Origin of the sequence: Streptomyces sp. T39, assembly GCF_008042045.1 — a bacterium.
Classification (GTDB): domain Bacteria; phylum Actinomycetota; class Actinomycetes; order Streptomycetales; family Streptomycetaceae; genus Streptomyces.
Genome location: NZ_RDBP01000044.1, coordinates 81,888 through 96,065 on the forward strand (window position 1 = coordinate 81,888; position 14,178 = coordinate 96,065).

The following is a 14,178-nucleotide window of genomic DNA, read 5'->3' on the forward strand; positions in this document are numbered from 1 at the left end:
TCCATGTGCATCCATGTGCATGAGTCCGCTGGTGAGGTCCCAGTCGAAGCAGCCCATGCGATTGAGGGTCAGACTCGTGTCCGCGTGCGCCGGCCAGTCGTCGGGAAGCGACAGGGCACCCGCTGCCTGGGGCCACTTGGGGCCACTCTGCCATCATTCACCGCATCCCACGACCGGATGGCACCCGACCCCTACCAGGGCTGACGGGGCCGGGCGCCATCCGGTCGTGGGATGCGGTGAATGATGGCAGAGTGGCCCCATGGCTGAGCGGGCAGCGGGTGCCCTGTCGCTTCCCGACGACTGGCCGGCGCACGCGGACACGAGTCTGACCCTCAATCGCATGGGCTGCTTCGACTGGGACCTCACCAGCGGACTCATGCACATGGACGCGCTCGGCCTCGACGTCTTCGACCTGCGTCCCGACGAGTACGACGGCCGCCCCGCCACGCTCGGCGTGCGGGTGCCGCCGGACGAAGGCGTGCGGCTGGACACCATGGTGGCCCAGGCCCTCAAGCGGGGGGTCGAGCACTACGGCGCCTACTTCCGCATCCGCCGGCGCGACGGCACCCTGCGCTGGACGCACACCCAGGGGAACGTCCAGCGCGACGAGGGCGGCCGCCCCGTGCGCATCATCGGCATCGTGCGCGACGCCACCCAGGAGCTGGAGGACGCCGCCGCCCGGATGGACGTCGACGACGAGCGCCGCCGGCAGACGAGCGTCGTGGAGTCCACCACGGCCGCCCTCGCGCACGCCAGGACCGTCGAGGACATCATCGAACTGCTCAAGGGCGCCCGCGGCCTGAAGCTGCTCGGTGCGGCCAGCCTCGTCATGGGACTGCTCGAATCGGGCCGGATCCACCTGGTCGCCGAGGGCCCCGAGGGCTCCTTCGTACCCGGCACCCGCTACACCCGCGTCGACGAGCAGTACCCGATGAGCGAGGTGGTCCGCACCCTCGCGCCCCGGTTCATCGAGTCGGCCCAGGACTTCGCCGACTCCTACCCCGTGCTGTGGCCGCACATCAGCGGGCTGGGCATCTCCTCCGCCGCGTATCTCCCGCTGATCGCGCAGGCCAGGCCCATCGGCGCGCTGGGACTGCTGTACCGGGACAAGCACGGGTTCACCGCCGACGAGCGCAATGTGCTCGTCGCGCTCGGCAGCAGCATCGCGCAGAGCCTCGCGCGGGCGGTCCTCTACGAACAGGAGCACGACCTGGCCGAGGGGCTCCAGCAGGCGATGCTGCCGCGCCGCATCCCCGACGTGCCCGGTTCGCAGATCGCCGTGCGCTACCGCTCCGCGCGCTTCGGCCGCGACATCGGCGGCGACTGGTACGACGTCATCCCGCTGCCCAGCGGACGGGTCGGCGCCGTCATCGGTGACGTCCAGGGCCACGACACCCACGCGGCGGCCGTCATGGGGCAGCTGCGCATCGTGCTGCGGGCCTACGCCGCCGAGGGGCACACGCCCGCGACCGTGATGGCCAGGGCCTCGGTCTTCCTCGACGAGCTGGACACCGACCGCTTCGCCACCTGCACCTACGCGGAGGCCGACCTGACCACGGGGGTGGTGCAGATCGTCCGTGCCGGTCATGTCGACCCGCTGATCAGGGACCACGACGGCAGCTGCCGCAGGCTGCCGGTGCCCGGCGGACTGCCGCTCGGGCTCTCGGCGGAGTTCGGCCGGCTGGAGTACCCGGTCAGCACCCTCGAACTCGACCCCGGGCAGACGCTGCTCCTGTACACGGACGGACTCGTGGAGCAGCCCGGCGCCGATCTCGACGACGGGATGCAGCTGCTCACCTCGCTCGTGCACGACGGTCCGCGCGATCTCCAGCTGCTGGCCGACCACCTCTGCGAGGTCGTCGACGACCGGGGCGGCGACGACGACGTGGCCCTGCTGCTCCTGCGCCGCAAGGGCGCCCTCGCCCCGCAGGCGGGCGGCCGGCTCCGGCAGCACGTCGCACAGAACGACCCGGAGGGCCTGCGCTCGGCACGGCACATGGTGCGGGCCGCGGTGCGCGCCTGGGGCGCCGGAGGACGCGCCGACGAGATCGAACTGGTCGCCGACGAGATGATCACCAACGCGCTGATGCACACCGACGGGGGAGCCGTGGTGACCGTGCGGGTCCTCACCGGTGCCCGGCGGCGGCTCAAGGTCGAGGTGGAGGACCGCTCCAGTGCCCTGCCCCGGCGCAGGGACGCCGGGGAGGACGGCGTCTCCGGCCGCGGGCTGCTGCTGGTGGACCGGCTCTCGGACGCCTGGGGCGTCGAGTCGCGGGGGAGCGGCAAGAGCGTGTGGTGCGACTTCGCCGTCCCGGACCGGAGCGCACGCTGACCGAAACACGATGTTGACCGTATGTGCATGATTCGTGCTTGACCGTGACCGATCGCAGGCGATTGACTGCGGAGTCCCGGCTTCCAGGAGACATGAGGACCCCGTGAGCCCTGAGCTACTCGCCCCGCTCGATCTGGCGTTCTGGCACCTGGAGTCGGCCGGGCACCCGATGCACCTGGGCGCCCTCGCCGTCTTCGGCCCCGGGCCCGCGGGCGGCGGCCACGACGACCTCACGGACCTGCTGGCCGCCCGCGCCGCCGCGATCCCCCGGCTGCGCGTGCGGGTGGCCGACGTGCTGCTGCCCATCGGCGGATCCGCCTGGACCACGGCCCAGGACTTCGACGTCCGGCGGCACGTGCGGGAGGTCCGGCTCGACGGCGACGACTTCGGCCGGGCCGTCACCGACGCGGCGGGCGAGCTGATGGAACGGCCCCTCGAACGGGGACGTCCGCCCTGGGAGATGTATCTGCTGCGCTCCGCCGACGACGCGCGGTGCGCGGTGCTCGTCAAGCTCCACCACGCACTCGCGGACGGCATGCGGGCCGTCGCCATCGGAGCCGGGATCTTCGACGAGATCGCCGACGCCCGGGCCGTCGCGACGCGCCGCCCCCGCCCCGCCCCGGGCGACTCCTGGCAGGCCGGGGCACGCCGGCTGTTCGGCTTCGCACAGTCCCGGATCGAGGAGATGGGCCGGGCCGTCGGCGTCGGCGCCTCGATCGTCAGGGCCGGCCGCCTGGACCCCCGGGGGCTTCCCGCGCTCACCGCCGCGCCGAGCGGCACCCGGAGGCTCGCCACCGCCGTGCTGCCGCTCGACACGGTGCACCGGGTGCGCCGCGCGGCCGGCGGCACCGCCAACGACGTCCTGCTGGCCGTGGTCGCGGGAGCCCTCGGGCGCTGGATGGGCGAACGCGGCGACCTGCTGCCCGCCGGCGGGCCGCGCGCCCTCGTCCCCGTGTCCCGCCGCCGCCCGGGGCAGCCGGCGGGCTCCGGCAACAGGCTCTCCGCGTACCTGCTCGAACTCCCCGTCGCCGAACCCGACCCCCGCCTGCGGCTGGCCGCCGTGCGGACGGCGATGGACCGCAACAAGGCCGCCGGCCCCGCCCGGGGCGCCGGCGCCGTGGCCCTGCTCGCCGACCAGCTCCCGCCCCTGGCCCACCGCTTCGGGGCGCCGCTCGCCGGCGGCGCCGCCCGGATGCTCTTCGACATCCTGGTCACCAGCGTCCCGCTGCCGCGCGCCGCACTCTCCCTCGGCGGCCGGCCGCTGCGCGAGCTCTACCCGATGGCGCCCCTCGCCCGCGGCCAGTCGCTGGCCGTCGCCCTCTCGACGTACGGCGGGCGGGTCCACGCGGGACTGGTCGCGGACGGCGCGGCCGTGCCCGACGTCGGCCGCCTCGCGACGGCCCTGAGCGAGGAACTCGCCGCACTCGACGACCTGCTCGGCAGGGACTGAGCCCCCGGTCCCGTGCCGTGCCCGGCCGCCGCTTCGCGACCGGCGGTCCGGTGCGGCAAGGTGGAGCCATGCCAGAACTGCCCGAGGTGGAAGCACTCCGCGAGTTCCTCGACGACCGGCTCACCGGCCGGGAGATCGCCCGCGTGACGCCCGTGGCCATCAGCGTGCTCAAGACCTACGACCCGCCGCTGAGCGCCCTGGAGGGCGCCCGGGTCACCGCCGTCGAACGCCACGGCAAGTGGCTCGACATCGGCGCGGCCGGGCTCCATCTCACCGTCCACCTCGCCCGCGCCGGCTGGCTGCGGTGGACGGACGAGGTTCCCGCCGCGCCCCCGCGCCCCGGCAAGGGGCCGCTGGCCCTGCGCACGGTCCTCGCCGACGGCGCCGGCTTCGACCTGACCGAGGCGGGCACCACCAAACGGCTCGCCGTCCACCTCGTGCACGACCCCGCCGACGTGCCGCAGATCGCCGCCCTGGGGCCCGACCCGCTCGCCGACGGCTTCGACCGGGCGGCGCTGGCCGCCGTGCTGAAGGGCGAACGGCGGCAGATCAAGGGCGCCCTGCGGGACCAGAAGCTGATCGCCGGCATCGGCAACGCCTACAGCGACGAGATCCTGCACGCCGCCCGGATGTCCCCCTTCAAACCGGTCCAGAACCTCGACGAGCACGACATGGACGTCCTTCACGAAGCCCTGCGGACCACGCTGAGCGACGCCGTCGAACGCTCCCGCGGCCTCGCCGCCGGACGCCTCAAGTCCGAGAAGAAGAGCGGGCTGCGGGTGCACGGCCGCGCCGGCCTGCCCTGTCCCGTGTGCGGTGACACCGTGCGCGAGGTGTCCTTCAGCGACTCCTCGCTCCAGTACTGCCCGACCTGCCAGACCGGCGGCAAGCCGCTGGCCGACCGCAGGCTCTCGCGGCTGCTGAAGTGAGCCGTCCGGTCCTGCGCCGGGTCAGCCGCCGATCGACAGGAGCCGCTCGCCGTTCTCGCCCCGTACCTCCCACCGGCCGATCTCGGCGGGGTGCAGGTCGGTGCCGCCCGTGACGTCGAGCGGGCCCGCCCGTCCCGGGCCGTCGGCCACACCGTAGCCGCCGTCCGGCACCCACCAGCTGAGCACCGGATGCTCCGCCCCGTCCTTGCCGATCGCAACGAGACGGCAGACGCGCGGACCCGGCAGTGCCGTCAGCCGCATCGCCACCTCCGTGCCCCAGTTGTGGTCCTCCAGCGCCACCGACGCACGCACCCCGGACACCGGATCCTTCGCCACCACCCGCTGCACGGCGACAGGGGCCGGGTCCCGGGCCGCCACCACGGCGACCGGGGTCCCCACGACCAGTACGGCCGCCACGGCGGCGAGCCGCAGCCGCCGCCTGCCGTCGCGCCGCCGCCGGGCGCGGACCCCCTGCGTCAGCCCCTCCAGCAGGCCCGCGGAGGGCAGCGCCTCGGTACGGCCGGGCCCCGCGAGCTCCGCCACGGCGCGGGCCACCCCCGTGAAGTCCGACAGGTGCGCCGTGCAGCGCGCGCACTCGCCCAGATGCTCCTCGAAACGGAGCGCGTCACCCGGTTCCAGGACGCCCAGCGCATAGGCGGCCACATCACGGTGCGGCTGCTGGCTGCTCATCGGGGGTCCTCGATTCCTGGTGTTACGGGCGGTCACCCTGCTATACGCGGCGCGGACGCGCTCTGCTCAACCCGCGGGTCACGCTTCGGACGCGATCGCAAACCGGGACGCCGGCCGGGCCGTGGCCTGTCCGCGCAGGCGCCTCTACACTCCGCAGCATGCTGCGCGTACTGGCTGTCGACGACGAGAAACCGGCCCTCGAGGAACTGCTCTACCTGCTGCGGGCCGACTCGCGGATCCGCAGCGCCGAGGGCGCGACCGACGCCACCGAGGCACTGCGCCGCATCGGACGGGCGATCGACGCCGACCCGGAGGGCGACGACGGGATCGACGTCGTCTTCCTCGACATCCACATGGCCGGGCTCACCGGGCTGGACGTCGCCCGCCTGCTCGCCGGGTTCGCCAGACCGCCGCAGATCGTCTTCGTCACCGCGCACGAGGGGTTCGCCGTCCAGGCCTTCGACCTCAAGGCCGTCGACTACGTGCTCAAGCCGGTCCGCCGCGAGCGCCTGGCCGAGGCGGTCCGCCGGGCGCGCGAACTGGTGGTCGCCCAGCACGCGGGCGGCCAGGCGGCCCGGGGGGCCGCCGGACAGCCGGCCCCGGGGACCGCCGAGCCGGGGCGGACGGCGGCGGACCGGGCGGCGGGACCGGCGGTGGTGCCCGGGCCGGCCGGCGAGCAGATACCCGTCGAGCTCGGCGGGGTCACCCGCTTCGTTCCCGTGGACGACATCACCTATGTCGAGGCCCAGGGCGACTACGCGCGCCTGCACACGGCCGACGGCTCCCACCTGGTGCGCATCCCGCTCTCCACGCTGGAGGAGCGGTGGGCGTCGCGCGGCTTCGTCCGCATCCACCGGAGCCACCTGGTCGCCCTCGGCCGCATCGACGAGCTGCGCCTGGACGCGGGGGCCACCAGTGTCCGCGTGGGCGCGGCGGAGCTGGCGGTGAGCCGCCGCCACGCCCGCCAGCTCCGCGACCTCCTGATGCAGCCCCGGACCTCCTGACGCCGCGCGGCCCGCTTCCGCGCGGGCGGGTGGGGCGGCAGCGAACCGGGCATGTGCCCGTGACCGGCCCCGATGCCCCTGGTCAGCCCGTCCGGCGGGCGAGAGCGCGGCCGCAGGCCGTGCCTCGGCCCACGGCCGGCCCGCGGGCGACGTACCTCCGCCGGGAACGGGTCACGCCGGAGCGGCACCGGCGCGGGTGACCGTTCACCCCCTCACCGCGCCCGTTCGTCGTGCCGGGGGCGCCGCACGGCGACGGAGTGCGCCGCTGGGCGAGCAGGGGCCGGGACCGCGGGCCGCGGCGGCTGCCGGGGGCCTAACCTTGATCACTCCGGAGCGCGCCGGACCGTTCCGGGGAAGGGGGCCTGATGTCCGACATCGAAGCACTCCTCGACGAGCTGCGCGGTCTCCCCTCGGCCAGACCGCAGGGCCCGGTCGAGCTGGAGACGCTGCTGGCGGCCGCCCGCAGCGCGGCGGGCCGCTGGGCCGATGTGCTGGAGGACATCCGTGAGTCCGCCCGCGGCCTCGCCGGCCCGCGCGCGGAGGCCGCGCTGGAGGTCGCGTTCCGGCGGGCCGAGGAGTCGTACGTCGAACTGGAGATCGCGCTCAGCGACTGCGCCCGGCCCAGCGGCCCCTGACCGCACCCGGGCGGGCACGATCCGGCGCCCTCCGTCTCTACCGTCGGCTGATCACCGCTGCGTAGACTCCCCTCCCTGGGCCGTCCCCGACGCCCCCGTCCCCGTCCTCCGACAGACGCTGGAGCGGACGCCGATGTCTGCAGAGCAAACCCCGCGCCGCGAGGTGGTCACCGGTGTGCCCCGCGGCACCCGCCGTCCGCCGGGGTACGCGCCCGCGCGCTCCGAGATCACCGAGCAGACCACGCTGGGCGCCACGTACGTGCGGTCCCTCATGCGCAGCCAGCTGCGCGCGGCGCTCTACGCGCTGGGCACCCTGGCGCTGTTCGTCGGCTCGCTGCCGCTGCTGTTCGCCCTGCCCGCCGCGCTGGGCGGTTCCCCCGGGTCGCCGGCCCCCTTCGTCTGGGCGGCGCTCGGTTTCGGGGCGTATCCGGTGATGTGGCTGACGGCCCGCTGGTACGTGCGCCGGGCCGAGCGCAACGAACGCGACTTCACCCGGCTCGTCGAAGGCCGCTGACACGTGAACCAGACCTACGCGGTGACCGCCGTCACCGTCGTGGTCCTCGCCACCGTCCTGATCGGCGCGCTGGGGCTGCGCATATCCCGCACCACCTCGGACTTCTACGTGGCCTCCCGGACCGTGGGGCCGGGGCTGAACGCGGCGGCCATCAGCGGCGAGTACCTGTCCGCCGCCTCCTTCCTCGGTATCGCCGGCCTGCTGCTGCTCCAAGGGCCGGACATGCTCTGGTACCCCGTGGGGTACACGGCCGGCTATCTCGTCCTGCTGGTCCTCGTCGCCGCCCCGCTGCGCCGTTCCGGGGCCTACACGCTCTCCGACTTCGCCGAGGCCCGTCTGGAGTCCGCGGTGGTGCGCCGGCTGGCGAGCCTCTTCGTCGTCGGGATCGGCTGGCTCTATCTCCTGCCCCAGCTCCAGGGCGCCGGACTGACGCTGGAGATCATGACCGGTGCGCCGGACTGGCTGGGGTCCCTGGTCGTCGCGGTCGTCGTCACCGGGGCGGTCGCGGCGGGCGGGATGCGCAGCATCACCTTCGTCCAGGCGTTCCAGTACTGGCTGAAGCTGACGGCGCTGCTGGTGCCCGCGCTCTTCCTGGTGGCCGCGTGGGCGGGGGACGACGCACCGCGCGCCCGCTTCGACGCGCCCGCCGTGCTGCGCGAGCACACCGACATCCGGGTCGGCGACACCGTGCGGGTCGATCTCGACGCCCCGCTGACCGTGACGGTCTCCGGCACGGTCGACGGCGAGCGGCACCGCGGCGAGCGCCTCACCCTCGGCGAAGGCACCCACCGGATCGAGGCGGGCACGGAGCTCGGCCTGCCCAAGGGGGCGCCGGTGCCGGAGCGGACGGTGTCGGGCACCGACCCGGTCAGCTGGTCGCAGCCGTTGTCGGGCGGCCGGGACGGCTACCAGCTGTACGCGACGTACGGGCTGATCCTCGCGACGTTCCTCGGCACGATGGGGCTGCCCCATGTCGCGGTCCGCTTCTACACCAGTCCCAACGGACGCGCGGCCCGGCGGACCACGCTCATGGTGCTGGGGCTGATCGGCGCGTTCTACCTGCTGCCGCCGGTGTACGGCGCGCTGGGCCGGGTGTACGCGCCGGAGCTCGCGCTCACCGGCGCCGCGGACGCGGCCGTCCTGGTGCTGCCCGAGCGGGTGATCGGGGGACTGGCCGGGGAACTGCTGGGCGCGCTGCTGGCGGGCGGGGCGTTCGCGGCCTTCCTGTCGACGGCCTCGGGGCTGACCATGTCCGTGGCGGGGGTGATCACCCAGGACGTGCTGCCGTCCCGCGGGGTGCGGCACTTCCGCCTGGCGACGCTGGTGGCCGTGGCCGTGCCGCTGTGCCTGTCCGTGGTGACGAGCAATGTGCCGGTCGCCGACGCCGTCGGGCTCGCGTTCGCCGTGTCGGCGTCGTCGTTCTGCCCGTTGCTGGTGCTCGGCATCTGGTGGCGGCGGCTGACGCCGCCCGGCGCCGCGGCCGGACTGGTGGTGGGCGGCGGGGCCGCGCTGACGGCCGTGATGGCGACCCGGGCGGGGCTGCCGCCCGGGGGCTGGGCGCACACCCTGATGGCGTGGCCCGCGGTGTGGTCGGTGCCGCTCGGCTTCTCGACCATGGTGGCCGTGTCGCTGGCGACAGCCCGGCACATACCCCCCGGCGCCGCTGCGATCCTCGCCCGGCTGCATCTTCCCGAGGACCTCGCCGGCAGGCAGCAGACGGAAGGGGTGGAGCGATGACGGGTACGGAGGCGGCGGCGCTCGCGGCGGCGGGCGCGGTGCTGCTCGCCGTCGGGTTCGTGTGCGGCAGGGTCTCCGCCCGGCGCGGTGCGAAGGCGGACCTGGATCTCGGCACACCGGTGGAGCGGGCGACCTTCCACACGCTGCACACGGCGTCCCTGGCGGCGCCGCCGCTGCGGGCGGGGCTCACCGAGGACACGGCCCGCAAGGCGGCCCGCAGGCTGCGGTCGCTGCTGGGCACCGAGGCGCTGTGCCTGACCGACCGCGCTCGCGTGCTGGCCTGGGACGGGCCGGGCGGTGACCACCACCGGGAGCAGGTGATGCTGCGGGTCGCCGAGGTGCTCGCCTCCGGCCGCAGCCAGAGCGTGCGCTCGGAGTGCGCCGACCTGGAGTGTCCGCTGCGCTGGTTCGTCATCGCCCCGCTGAGCGGGGAGGAAGGGGTGCTCGGCACGCTGGTCGCCTACGGTTCGCGGGAGTCGGCGGTCCTGGTGCGGGCGGCTACCGAGGTCGCCCGGTGGGTCTCGGTGCAACTGGAGCTGGCCGAGCTGGACCGTTCGCGCACCCGCCTGATCGAGGCCGAGATCCGCGCCCTGCGGGCCCAGATCTCGCCGCACTTCATCTTCAACTCGCTGGCGGCCATCGCGTCGTTCGTGCGCACCGATCCGGAGCGCGCCCGGGAACTGCTGCTGGAGTTCGCCGACTTCACCCGGTACTCGTTCCGCCGGCACGGCGAGTTCACGCATCTCGCGGACGAGCTGCGCTGCATCGAGCAGTACCTGGCCCTGGCCGGGGCGCGTTTCGGCGACCGGCTCCAGGTCACGCTGCAGGTGGCTCCGGAGGTGCTGCCGGTGACGCTGCCCTTCCTGTGCCTCCAGCCGCTGGTCGAGAACGCCGTCAAGCACGGTCTGGAGGACTCCCGCACCGAGTGCCGGGTCACCATCGCCGCCCGTGACGCGGGCGCCGAGGCGGTGGTGACCATCGAGGACGACGGCGTCGGCATGGACCCCGAGGCGCTGCGCGCGATCCTGGCGGGCCGCGGGACCACGGCGTCGGGCATCGGGCTGCTCAACGTCGACGAGCGGCTGCGTCAGGTGTACGGGGACGACCACGGGCTGGTGATCGAGACGGCCGTCGGGGCCGGGATGAAGATCACCGTCAGGATTCCCAAGTACCGCGCGGGCGTGCACTCGTCGTCCGGCCGGCGCGTCGTGGGCTGAGCCGCCCGCCCGGCGCGCTCACCACAGGTGGACCGCCAGATGGCCGAGGGGGAGGCCCAGCTCCCAGGCCGGTGTCCACACCTTGCTGGCCTCGTCGACCGTGGCGGCGGGAGGGCGGGAGGGGTGCCAGGGTTCGAGGTCCCCGAGGTCTGCGGCGTACACCTCGGTCGTCCGCAGCCAGTGCCAGGTCGTCGTCGCGAGCGCGAGGTCGGGGTCGGGGCCGCCGTGCCGTTCGCGTGCGGCGCGGGCGGCGAGCCGTTCCTCGACCCACTCGGGCCAGGGGTGGCCGTACGCGGTGAGGGACAGCCAGTGGTCGGTGTCCGGCGCGCCGCCGGCGGCGAAGGTGCCGGCGGCGGCGCCGTCGCACAGGTGGACGGTGAGGGCGAGAGCGCGGTGTCCGGCCCGGAACTCCAGGGACCCGGGGGACACCAGGCCGCCGGTGCGCAGTATCACGTCGGCCGTGTACTCGGCGCACAGCCAGGCCATGGGGACGGCCAGCCCCGCCCCTCCGGTGCTCTCGGGCCGCATGCCGTCCCCTCACCCTCGACGTCGGTTCTCCGGGTCTCGTTCACGAGCCTCCTCCGTCCCTCACGGCCGGGAGCCCGTATTGGCTCAACTACGGCGTGACGTTCGGCATACGGAGGCCCCGCGGCCGTGTCCCGAGGGGGAGTCGCGCACGAGCGTGGTCCGCGTGGCTGCTGTGACGGGCCGCCTGCTGTAGCCGGGCAGGCAGCGGGCGAGGGCCCGCAGCGCGTAGTGGGAGCGCGACTTCACGGTGCCCGGCGGGATGCCCAGCGCCTCGGCGGCCTCGTTGACGCTCATCCCGTGGAAGTAGATCTTGACCAGTACGGCGCGGTGCTCGGGGCTGAGGGAGCCGACGGCGGCCCTGACGTCCATCGCGGCGACCGCGCTCTCGGTGCGGTCCGAGGGGTCGGGCGTGGTGGCGAGGACGCCGTCGCCTATCTCGGCGGGGCGGGCGAGCCGGGAGCGGCGGGCGTCGATGGCGAGGCGGCGTCCGACGGTGAACAGCCACGGGCGCATCGACTCGTACGGCCCGTCGAACGCCTCGGGGTGCTGCCACGCGCGTACCAGCGTCTCCTGGAGGAGGTCCTCGGCGCGCTGCTGGTCCCCGTACGTGAGGCCGAGCAGGAAGCTCAGCAGCGCGGGCCCGTGCTCGCGCTGGAGTTCCGCCATGGCCCTCTCGTCGGTGGTCGCGGTCGCCGTCGCCATTGCCAACACCCCTTCATCCACAGGTCGCCGTCACGTGGCGTATCCGAACGCATCGGGCGGCGCGGCGACAGACGCCGTACCGGGGTCGTCGGTGAACGGTCGCACCGGGCGGCGAGTGGTGCGGTGAACGGTCGGCCGGGGTGGCGGACGGTGGCCGTGCGGCGGGCGGCAGCGCCCCGGCGCCGCCCTCGGGGGCGGGCCCGCGCCCGTGCGGCTGGTGCGAGGGGCCGTTGCAGCGACGTGGCGGCTGCGTCGCTTGACTCGGCCCGGCCTCCCCTGTGTCGTCAGCAGTCCGATATGCGGTAAATACGATAATTCGGAGGCTGTTCGCGATGTCCTGGACCCCACTGACCCGGCACGGACGGCGGCCCGGCCGCCCGGCCCTCGTGTGCGCGGCCCTCGCGGCCGTGGCCTGCGCCGCCGGCTGCGCCGCGGAGCAGAGCCCGCCCCGGCAGGCGCCCCCCTCGGGGCAGGCCCCCTCGGCCGCGAGCGGCGCGGGTGCCGCCGAGCGCCCCTTCACCCTGGTCGCCAGCGGCGACGTCCTCCCGCACGAGTCGGTGATCCGGCAGGCGGCCGCCGACGCGGGCGCCACCGGCTACGACTTCCGCCCCATGCTCGCCGGGGTCGCCCCCGTCGTCTCCCGCGCCGACCTGGCCATCTGCCACATGGAGACCGTGTACGGCGAGAACGGCGACTACAGCGGCTACCCCTCCTTCAAGTCCCCGCCCGAGATCGCCGAGGCCCTCGCGGCCACCGGCTACGACTCCTGCTCCACCGCCTCCAACCACACCCTCGACGACGGCGCCCCCGGCATCGCCCGCACCCTCGACGCCCTCGACCGGGCAGGCATCGCCCACGCCGGTTCGGCCCGCACCGAGAAGGAGGCCGGCCGGCCCGCCCTGCTCTCGGCGGGCGGCGCCGAGGTGGCCCAGCTCGCCTACACCTACGGGACCAACGACATCCCCCTGCCCGAGGACCGCCCCTGGAGCGTCGCGCTCATCGACGAACAGCGGATCCTCGACGACGCGCGCGCCGCCCGGCGCGCAGGGGCCGACGTCGTCGTGGTCAGCCTCCACTGGGGCACCGAGTGGCAGACCGCGCCCGACGAACAGCAGCTCGCCCTCGGCCGCGCCCTCACCGCCTCCGCCACCGGCGGCCGCCCCGACATCGATCTCGTCCTCGGCACCCATGCCCATGTGCCTCAGGCGTACGAGAAGGTGGGCGGCACCTGGGTGGTCTACGGCATGGGCGACCAGATCGCCGGCGCGATGATCAACTACGAGGGCGCGCAGGATCCCCGGGGCAACCAGGGGTCGATCGCGCGCTTCACGTTCTCGCCCCCGGCGAAGCCCGGCGCGCGCTGGGAGGTCACCCGCGCCGAGTACATCCCGCAGTGGATGGACACCGCCGCCGGCCGGGTCGTCAACCTCCCAGACGTCATCGCCCGCGGCTCGGCCCGGGCGGAGCACCGCACCGCGCTCGCCGCCGTCACCACGGCCGTGCTCGGCCGCGGCGCCGCGGAGGACGGCCTGGTCATGGGCCGCTGAGCCCGCCGGTCACGGGACGACCGTCACCGGCCAGCGGCCCGCCTTGACGAGACGGACCGCGACCGACCCGATGATCCGGTGGCCCGCCGACTCCGACGCGCCCACCACCACGGCGTCCGCCTTCAGCTCGTCGGCCGCGGTGACCAGCCCCGTGTACGGGTCGCCGCGGAAGGTGTGGAACTCCCAGCGGACGTCCCAGATGCCCCGCAGGCGCTCGGCCGCGGTCCGGATCTCGGCGGCCAGCCCCTCGGCGATCTCCTCGGTGGTGCCGGCCACCGGCATCCCGAGCGCCGCGCCCGCCGGCATCACCGGCTGGACGTACACGATCGCCAGCAGCGCCCCCTGACGACGGGCGAGCCCGCTCGCGTAGGCGGCGGCCCGCAGCGACGAGTCCGACCCGTCCAGACCGGCGACGATGACCTTCGGCCCGTCGGTGCCGCGCTCGAACCCCTGGGACGGCTGTTGCTGAGTCACGTCTTCGAGGCTAACCGCCCGGCCCGCCGCCGCGGCCGCCGCCCCCGGGCCCCGCACCTTGCTCCAGGCGGGTTGAATCCGCCGGGTCCCCGTGTCGGTTGTACGTACGGGGCGACGGCCGTGCGAGCAGTGGGCCATGAAAAAGGATCAGCTGCTCGTTCCGCGCCGCTCCGTGCTGCGTGTCGCCGCCGCGCTCTCCGGCGCCGCGGTCCTGGGGGGTCTGCTGGCCACCGAACGCACCGGCACGGCCGTCGCCCCGTACGTACAACCGACACGGGGACCCGGCGGATTCAACCCGCCTGGAGCAAGGTGCGGGGCCCGGGGGCGGCGGCCGCGGCGGCGGGCCGGGCGGTTAGCCTCGAAGACGTGACTCAGCAACAGCCGTCCCAGGGGTTCGAGCGCGGCACCGACGGGCCGAA

13 protein-coding genes are annotated in these 14,178 nt (G+C 74.7%); 9 read left to right on the forward strand and 4 right to left on the reverse strand.

Annotated features, from left to right (window positions below):
• Positions 1-259: 259 nt before the first annotated feature.
• From EAO77_RS29380 to EAO77_RS29390, 3 genes are all read left to right on the forward strand, one after another.
• The gene (locus EAO77_RS29380) at positions 260-2,332 is read left to right on the forward strand and encodes a SpoIIE family protein phosphatase (RefSeq protein ID WP_147991359.1); all 2,073 of its coding nucleotides are present in this window, start codon (positions 260-262) and stop codon (positions 2,330-2,332) included.
• A gap of 103 nt (positions 2,333-2,435) precedes the next feature.
• Positions 2,436-3,782, forward strand: a complete 1,347-nt coding sequence (locus EAO77_RS29385; protein ID WP_147991360.1) for a wax ester/triacylglycerol synthase family O-acyltransferase — start codon at positions 2,436-2,438, stop codon at positions 3,780-3,782.
• A gap of 68 nt (positions 3,783-3,850) precedes the next feature.
• A complete protein-coding gene (locus tag EAO77_RS29390) occupies positions 3,851-4,711 on the forward strand; it encodes an Fpg/Nei family DNA glycosylase (protein ID WP_147991361.1) in 861 nt (286 codons plus the stop codon).
• Positions 4,712-4,732: 21 nt separating this feature from the next.
• On the opposite strand, the gene EAO77_RS29395 is transcribed toward EAO77_RS29390, so the two are convergent.
• Complete coding sequence (locus EAO77_RS29395; RefSeq protein ID WP_147991362.1) at positions 4,733-5,401, reverse strand: anti-sigma factor family protein; 669 nt, start codon at positions 5,399-5,401, stop codon at positions 4,733-4,735.
• Between the two features lie 158 nt (positions 5,402-5,559).
• On the opposite strand from EAO77_RS29395, the gene EAO77_RS29400 reads away from it, so the two are divergent.
• The 5 genes from EAO77_RS29400 to EAO77_RS29420 all read left to right on the forward strand — a co-directional run bounded on the left by EAO77_RS29400 (position 5,560) and on the right by EAO77_RS29420 (position 10,508).
• Positions 5,560-6,405, forward strand: coding sequence for a LytR/AlgR family response regulator transcription factor (locus tag EAO77_RS29400; protein ID WP_147991363.1), 846 nt, complete (start codon positions 5,560-5,562; stop codon positions 6,403-6,405).
• Between the two features lie 365 nt (positions 6,406-6,770).
• Positions 6,771-7,040, forward strand: coding sequence for a hypothetical protein (locus tag EAO77_RS29405; RefSeq protein ID WP_147991364.1), 270 nt, complete (start codon positions 6,771-6,773; stop codon positions 7,038-7,040).
• Between the two features lie 133 nt (positions 7,041-7,173).
• Positions 7,174-7,554, forward strand: coding sequence for a hypothetical protein (locus EAO77_RS29410; RefSeq protein WP_147991365.1), 381 nt, complete (start codon positions 7,174-7,176; stop codon positions 7,552-7,554).
• Between the two features lie 3 nt (positions 7,555-7,557).
• Positions 7,558-9,291 carry a cation acetate symporter gene (locus EAO77_RS29415; protein WP_147991366.1) on the forward strand — a complete coding sequence of 578 codons (1,734 nt, stop codon included), beginning with the start codon at positions 7,558-7,560 and terminating at the stop codon, positions 9,289-9,291.
• Complete coding sequence (locus tag EAO77_RS29420) at positions 9,288-10,508, forward strand: sensor histidine kinase (RefSeq protein ID WP_147991367.1); 1,221 nt, start codon at positions 9,288-9,290, stop codon at positions 10,506-10,508. Before EAO77_RS29415 ends, EAO77_RS29420 begins: the two co-directional genes overlap by 4 nt.
• Positions 10,509-10,526: 18 nt before the next feature.
• Here EAO77_RS29420 and EAO77_RS29425 read toward each other — a convergent pair whose 3' ends face one another.
• Together EAO77_RS29425 and EAO77_RS29430 are read right to left on the reverse strand one after the other, a co-directional pair.
• Positions 10,527-11,036: a hypothetical protein gene (locus EAO77_RS29425; RefSeq protein WP_147991368.1), complete on the reverse strand. Its 510-nt coding sequence runs from the start codon at positions 11,034-11,036 to the stop codon at positions 10,527-10,529.
• 84 nt (positions 11,037-11,120) lie between these two features.
• Positions 11,121-11,738 (reverse strand): sigma-70 family RNA polymerase sigma factor, encoded by a 618-nt coding sequence (locus EAO77_RS29430; protein ID WP_147991369.1) that lies wholly within the window; start codon positions 11,736-11,738, stop codon positions 11,121-11,123.
• A 332-nt stretch (positions 11,739-12,070) separates the two neighbouring features.
• On the opposite strand from EAO77_RS29430, the gene EAO77_RS29435 reads away from it, so the two are divergent.
• A complete protein-coding gene (locus EAO77_RS29435; RefSeq protein ID WP_147991370.1) occupies positions 12,071-13,285 on the forward strand; it encodes a CapA family protein in 1,215 nt (404 codons plus the stop codon).
• A 9-nt stretch (positions 13,286-13,294) separates the two neighbouring features.
• On the opposite strand, the gene EAO77_RS29440 is transcribed toward EAO77_RS29435, so the two are convergent.
• Positions 13,295-13,759 carry a universal stress protein gene (locus EAO77_RS29440; protein WP_147991371.1) on the reverse strand — a complete coding sequence of 155 codons (465 nt, stop codon included), beginning with the start codon at positions 13,757-13,759 and terminating at the stop codon, positions 13,295-13,297.
• Positions 13,760-14,178 lie beyond the last annotated feature (419 nt).